Below are 7,268 nucleotides of genomic sequence, written 5' to 3' on the forward strand. Positions count from 1 at the left end.
AGCCTTTTGTTTTTTACGGCGGTCACATATGCCTATGCCATGTTTCAGGGGGGATTTGTGAGCTGGTTTTTATTTTACAGCTTTCTGCCGATCTCCATTTATTCACTGTTGATTGCTATTTATCCAATCAGAACGTTTCAAGTAACACGTACTATTAATCAGGAGCAATTTTCAGTAGGGGAACAGTTAATCGGGACAATCACGATAAAAAGGAACGTGCCTTTTCCTTTGTTCTATTTAATAGTAGAAGACATTCTGCCGGAGAAGCTGTCAGAGCAGAAATTAATGAAAGAACCGAAAAAACTGTTATTTCCATGGTTTAAAAAAACGATTACCATGCAATATGAATTGAAGCGGATGCCAAGGGGCGAGCACCGCTTTACAGAAGTGCGGGTCCGAACGGGAGATTTGTTTGGCCTTATCGATAAAGAGATGACATTTGAAGCCGAAAATTATTTCCTCGTTTATCCTCATTCAGTAGACTTGACTTACCGTCAGCACGAGAAGCAGTTTGAGCAGGGAGCAACCAATTCTAAAGCGAAATTCTGGCAGGATACCACAATGGCAATCGGGATAAGGGAGTATCAGCCTGGAGACCGTTTTTCGTGGATTGACTGGAAGGCCACAGCAAGAAGAGACCGCATCATGACGAAAGAGTTTGAACAAATGCAAAGTCATGATGTCGTGGTGATGATGGACCGGGTAAAGTCTGAGGCTTTTGAAGAACTCGTCACGTTTTCGGCCTCGCTTGCAAGAGCGATCATAAAAAGCGGGGCAAAAATGGGCTTTGTTTCTGTCGGACGTGAAAAAACGGTGTTTAACCTGCAGGAAACCGAACAGCATTTGCAGCAGATTTACTATCACCTGGCAAAAGTCGATTGTGACAGCAGCCGGTCGTTTGCAGATGTAACGGAAAGCGAACTGCCGGCTTGGAAATCAAAAAATGTGACGCCATTGCTTGTAACGGCAAGCTTATCACTCGATTTAGTCAGAAAGCTTGAACTGATTGGAAGCCGGAATCACTCAACGTTTGTGTTCCTGATAAAAAAAGAAGGAGACCGGATTTCAAGCGAAGAAAAAGTGATGATGGAACGGCTGATGAAACGAAGAATTATGATTAAAGCAGTAAGTGCGGGCAGATTTGAAGATGCATTCAAAGAGGTGAGTACGCTGTGAGTAAAAACTTTGAAAAACAGACATCCGCCTACATCTACTATGGATTTGCGTTCCTGCTGCTGTGGGAATGGCTTAGGCCGCTTCAGGATTTCACTGAAACAGGTAATACTGCAGTGTTTGTCCTTTTTATTGGCATCAGCTTCTTATTTATATCCATTAAAGCTCGCTGGTTTATAGGGGCTTTAGTGAAAATCTTATACATTTTGTTTATCCAGCATCTTTTGTTTTTTGAGGGATCTTTTTTCAGTCCTGCATGGCTGGGACTGTTTTTGGGAGATATTAGTAATAACGCAGCCTTAATGATGGAAGCAAGATGGATGGAGATTTCCTCTCCATTCCGTACGCTGCTGTTCTTTGTCCTTTTATGGCTGCTTGTGTATCTGATTAATTACTGGATCATCTTTCAAAAACGCATCATGTTCTTTTTTATCATTACGATTATCTATGTGACTGTGCTTGATACATTTACGGAGTATGATGCAAGCTTTGCCATTGTAAGAATTGTCGTCATTGGTTTTGTGCTGATCGGGCTGCTTTATCTGGAAAGGATCAAGATTCTTGAAAGGATTAAGAGAGAGCCTTATATGACGGTGAAGTGGGTGCTGCCGCTTTCCGCTTTAATAGGCTGTGCTGTTCTTGTCGGTTTTCTTGCGCCAAAGGCTGAACCGCAGTGGCCGGATCCTGTTCCATATTTGACGGCATATGGGAGTCAGGAGGAAGGACCGAACGGCACGGTTAACAAAATTGGCTATGGCCCGAATGATGAACAGCTTGGCGGAGCTTTTGTCGCAGATGATACCCCTGTTTTTACTGCGGTTGCCGAAGACCGTCATTACTGGAGAGTGGAAACAAAGGATGTTTACACAGGAAAAGGATGGGATGTATCAGATCCTGATGCTGATTCTGTTCAGATGGATCCTGAAAATATCACCATTTTATCGACGGAAGAAGGAGTAGACACTGTTCCGCTAACAGCAAGTGTAGAGATTGATAATCGATACCGATATGACCATGTCATATATCCTGCTGGGATTAAGTCCGTTACTCTTCCCAGGGATTCAGTTTTAGATGTAAATCCTCTTACCGAGCTCATGACTCCGCGACTGGCAGAGAACAATGGAAACTTTTCTCCTGGATCCTACAAGGCAGCCTATGAGTTTCCGGACTTTAAAATTGATGAGCTCCGTAACGTTTCATCAAATAATGGTGTACCAGAGGATATTCGTGCCCGTTATACTCAGCTGCCTGAGGAGCTTCCGCAGCGGGTTCGCGATTTGGCGCTGGAATTAACATCCGATAACGAAAATTACTATGATAAGGCGAAATCCATAGAAACCTACCTCGGAGGGTCGCAGTTTACGTATGAAACAACAGACGTTGCTGTACCAAGGGGGGAAGAAGATTACGTGGATCAATTCCTTTTTGAAACATTCAAAGGATATTGTGATAACTTTTCGACCTCGATGATTGTTTTGCTTCGGGCTGCAGATATTCCGGCACGATGGGTAAAAGGGTACTCAGACGGGGCGTTTGTCCAAAACCTTGGCGGGAATCAGAAAGAGTACAAGATTACGAACAATAATGCCCATTCCTGGGTAGAGGTTTACTTCAGCGGGATCGGCTGGGTGCCGTTTGAACCGACCAAAAGCTTTTCAAATCCATATGATTTTACGTTTAACTTAGATTCTCAGGAGACTGCAGAAACGGAAACACCAGAACAAGCCCAGCCTGAGAGAGAGCCTGTTCCTGAGGAGAACAATGCGCCGCAGTCAAACAGCTCAAACAGCAGTTCATGGCCATTTTCCATCCAAATCGGGAGTACGGCCTTCTATCTGATCCTGTTAGCAGCTGCGCTGATACTTTTTATTTTATATAAAACGAGATTGAAATGGATGCCGTATGTGATTTTATACACCTATAAGCACCGTAAAGACGAAAGAGTGTATGGTGATGCATATGTCGCACTGTTAAAGCAGCTGGAGCGTTATGGATTGAAGCGGCAAGAAGGGCAGACACTTCGGGATTATGCAAGGTATGTTGACTCCTTTTTTGACGTAAGGGATATGACCAGACTGACAGCGAGTTATGAGAAATCTCTCTACCGCGGTGATAATTCAAAAGAAGAATGGATAAAATCAAAGGAATTGTGGGAAAATTTAATTAAAAAGATATCATCTTGACCGAATGACGGGACATTGTTAGAATAGGGAAAATTAATAGTACTTATCCTTCATATATCCTCGATAATATGGTTCGAGAGTCTCTACCGGATTGCCGCAAATAATCTGACTATGAAGGCAGAATAGACGAGTGTAAAAGCTAGAATTCTGCCTTCTTTTCTTTTTGGATTGAAGGCATAGTTCTAGCTTTTTTTAATAACAAAGCACAAGATGCATCAGTGTCTGACGCCTGACCCCTCTTTATTCTTTAAGGGGATATCTTTCGAATGAGGTGACCACCCGTGATAAACATGCAAGATGAAATGGTTTTAGTGTTGGATTTTGGAAGTCAATATAATCAATTAATTACCCGCAGGATTCGTGAGCTTGGTGTATACAGTGAGCTTCATCCGCATACACTTACGGCTGAAGAAATCACGAAGATGAATCCTAAAGGAATCATTTTATCTGGAGGACCAAACAGTGTGTACGGCGAACAGGCTTTCCGCTGTGACGAAAGAATTTTCGACCTTGGCATTCCAGTATTCGGCATTTGCTACGGCATGCAATTGATGACACATTACCTGGGCGGAAAAGTAGAAGCTGCCAATCATCGTGAATACGGAAAAGCGACTTTAAACGTTCAAACAGAAACAGCATTGTTTGCAGATCTGCCAAAACAGCAGATCGTGTGGATGAGTCATGGTGATTTAGTTGCTGATATTCCAAACGATTTTATCGTAGATGCGACAAGCCCTGCATGTCCGTTTGCAGCAATCAGCAATGAAGAGCGCCGTCTTTACGGGGTGCAGTTCCATCCTGAAGTACGCCATTCAGAGTTTGGAACAGATATGCTGAAAAACTTTGTCTTTGGAGTTTGCGGCTGTTCAGAAGAATGGTCAATGGAAAACTTCATTGAAATGGAGCTTCAGAAAATCCGCGAGCAGGTCGGCGACAAGCAAGTTCTCTGTGCATTAAGCGGAGGAGTCGATTCTTCTGTAGTAGCAGTGCTTATTCATAAAGCAATCGGAGATCAGCTGACATGTATCTTTGTAGACCACGGTCTTCTTCGTAAGGATGAAGCAGAGGGTGTTATGAAAACATTCAGTGAAGGCTTCAATATGAATGTCATTAAAGTTGATGCAAAAGAGCGTTTCATGGAAAAACTGCAAGGAGTATCTGATCCTGAGCAAAAACGCAAAATCATCGGCAATGAGTTCATTTACGTTTTTGATGATGAAGCAACAAAACTTCAAGGCATTGAATTCCTGGCTCAAGGAACTCTTTATACAGATATTATCGAGAGCGGCACGGCTACAGCTCAAACGATTAAATCTCATCACAATGTGGGCGGACTTCCGGAGGACATGCAGTTTAAACTGATCGAGCCTTTGAATACCCTCTTTAAAGATGAAGTGCGTGCACTTGGATCTGAGCTTGGCATTCCTGATGAAATCGTATGGCGCCAGCCTTTCCCTGGACCGGGACTTGGAATCCGTGTATTAGGAGCCATTTCGGAAGAAAAGCTTGAAATTGTTCGCGAATCTGATGCGATCTTACGTGATGAAATTGCTAAGGCAGGACTTGAAAGAGATATCTGGCAATACTTTACCGTTCTTCCTGACATCCGCAGTGTAGGTGTTATGGGTGATGCAAGAACATATGATTATACAATCGGCATCCGTGCGGTCACTTCAATTGACGGGATGACGTCTGACTGGGCGCGCATTCCATGGGAAGTGCTTGAGATCATCTCGACACGCATCGTGAATGAAGTAAAACATATTAACCGTGTAGTTTACGACATCACGAGCAAGCCGCCAGCAACAATTGAGTGGGAATAGACGAACGAAAACGAACATTTTTAATTAAATGTTCGTTTTTTTTATTGACGACTTTATACCCATGCTGTTAAGATGAAGGTACACAAAAATTGTCTAAATACGTCGTATAAAGTTGGGGATATGGCCCAAAAGTTTCTACCAAGCTACCGTAAAGAGCTTGACTACGAGGTGTTATATAAGATTGGGAATCCGTGATCTATTTCCGGAACCCGTCCTATCTAATATCATTGTCGTCAAGCGCTCCCGTTAGCAGGGAGCGCTTTTTGCACTTATTCTATCTTTTTACGGGCCACCTGCTTATAACGGCGTTTAAGATATTGGGAGGATTTTAGATGAAGAAGTATTTTCAATTTGAGGAGCTGGGCACGAATTACCGCCGCGAGTTTATTGGAGGGTTAACAACCTTCCTGTCCATGGCTTATATCTTATTTGTCAATCCGCTGACACTATCTCTTGCGTCTGTGCCTGATTTTCCTAATGAACTTAGAATGGATCAGGGTGCGGTATTCACAGCAACAGCACTTGCTGCTGCAATTGGGTCCTTGCTGATGGGGCTGATAGCCAGGTATCCGATTGCACTTGCTCCGGGTATGGGATTAAATGCTTTCTTCGCTTTTACTGTTGTTCTTACGATGGGTATTCCATGGCAGACAGCTTTATCAGGGGTTTTAGTATCAGGAGTATTCTTTATCGCTTTAACTGTATCGGGAATTCGTGAAAAGATTATCAACTCGATTCCGGAAGAATTGAAACACGCGGTTGGAGCGGGTATCGGATTATTCATTACATTCGTAGGTTTTCAGAATGCGGGCATTATTACAAACAATGACGCTGTACTAGTAGGGCTTGGGAATTTAAAAGACGGAAATGCATTGCTTGCTATTTTCGGAGTATTCATCACAGTCATCTTTATGGTTAAACGCATCAACGGCGGAATCTTCTATGGAATGATCATTACAGCTATTGTCGGGATGATTGTTCAATTGATTGATGTTCCTACTAAAATAGTAGGGGCGGTTCCAAGTTTAGAGCCGACATTCGGCGCAGCTTTTCAAAATCTGGATCAGCTGTTCACGATTCAAATGCTGGTTGTTATCTTGACATTCCTATTTGCAGACTTCTTTGATACAGCGGGTACGCTTGTTGCCGTAGCTAATCAAGCTGGACTAATTAAAGAAAACAAATTGCCTCGAGCTGGTAAAGCGTTATTTGCGGATTCAGCAGCAACTGTTATCGGTTCTATCTTAGGTACATCAACTACGACTTCTTACATTGAATCTTCTGCAGGTGTAGCTGCAGGTGCGAGAACAGGATTTGCATCTGTTGTAACGGCCGTGCTGTTCTTGCTTGCGTTATTTTTCTCACCGCTGCTTGGTGTCATCACTGCACCTGTTACAGCACCTGCTTTAATAATAGTAGGAATATTGATGGTTTCATCCCTTGGAAAAATAGACTGGAACCGTTTTGAGATTGCTGTTCCTGCTTTTCTTACCATTATTGCAATGCCATTAACATATAGTATTGCCACAGGGATTGCTGTAGGATTTATCTTCTATCCAATTACAATGATCGTTAAAGGTAAAGCCAAAGATATTCATCCAATTATGTACGGAATGTTTATTATCTTTATCTTATATTTCGTCTTTTTGGCAGGATAATAATAGACAGGAAAAAAAGAGATGCTTCGGCATCTCTTTTTTTGTTGACTTTAGTTTAATAGATTGGTATTCTATCTCTTGTGCCTTTTAAGAGCACCTTTCAGATAAATAAATTACCTTTAAAAAAACGTTGACTCTCTAAAGTTATCGTGGTATATTAATATCTGTTGTCGCAAACAAGCGATAAAATGAATTGAAAAAAGTTGTTGACTTTACTAGTCAGATAGATTATGATTAGAAAGTTACACTTGAAGCAAATGATCTTTGAAAACTAAACAAAACCAAAAGCGTACCAAACGTTTTAAATTTTTGAAGTCAGCAACAAATTGAGTCACAAATTTTCTTCGGAGAGTTTGATCCTGGCTCAGGACGAACGCTGGCGGCGTGCCTAATACATGCAAGTCGAGCGGACTTGCTGGAGCTTGCTCCAG

At 42.3% G+C, this 7,268-nt stretch carries 4 protein-coding genes, 1 rRNA gene and 2 riboswitches (1 of these 7 cut by a window edge); all 5 genes read left to right on the plus strand.

What is annotated here, in order from left to right:
- Window positions 1-57: 57 nt before the first annotated feature.
- Complete coding sequence (locus AC3ISE_RS01745; protein WP_489222812.1) at window positions 58-1,176, plus strand: DUF58 domain-containing protein; 1,119 nt, start codon at window positions 58-60, stop codon at window positions 1,174-1,176.
- The gene (locus AC3ISE_RS01750; protein WP_489222813.1) at window positions 1,173-3,356 is read left to right on the plus strand and encodes a transglutaminase TgpA family protein; all 2,184 of its coding nucleotides are present in this window, start codon (window positions 1,173-1,175) and stop codon (window positions 3,354-3,356) included. The genes AC3ISE_RS01745 and AC3ISE_RS01750 overlap by 4 nt, the downstream gene beginning before the upstream one ends.
- Window positions 3,357-3,386: 30 nt before the next feature.
- Window positions 3,387-3,488, plus strand: a riboswitch (purine riboswitch).
- A 158-nt stretch (window positions 3,489-3,646) separates the two neighbouring features.
- Window positions 3,647-5,179, plus strand: a complete 1,533-nt coding sequence (guaA, locus tag AC3ISE_RS01755; RefSeq protein WP_489224233.1) for a glutamine-hydrolyzing GMP synthase — start codon at window positions 3,647-3,649, stop codon at window positions 5,177-5,179.
- An 82-nt stretch (window positions 5,180-5,261) separates the two neighbouring features.
- Window positions 5,262-5,363: riboswitch (purine riboswitch) on the plus strand.
- A 148-nt stretch (window positions 5,364-5,511) separates the two neighbouring features.
- Complete coding sequence (locus AC3ISE_RS01760; protein ID WP_489222814.1) at window positions 5,512-6,837, plus strand: NCS2 family permease; 1,326 nt, start codon at window positions 5,512-5,514, stop codon at window positions 6,835-6,837.
- Between the two features lie 341 nt (window positions 6,838-7,178).
- Window positions 7,179-7,268 (plus strand): 16S ribosomal RNA (locus AC3ISE_RS01765) (it continues 1,460 nt past the right edge of the window).

The organism is Metabacillus sp. KH_069 (genome assembly GCF_057838075.1).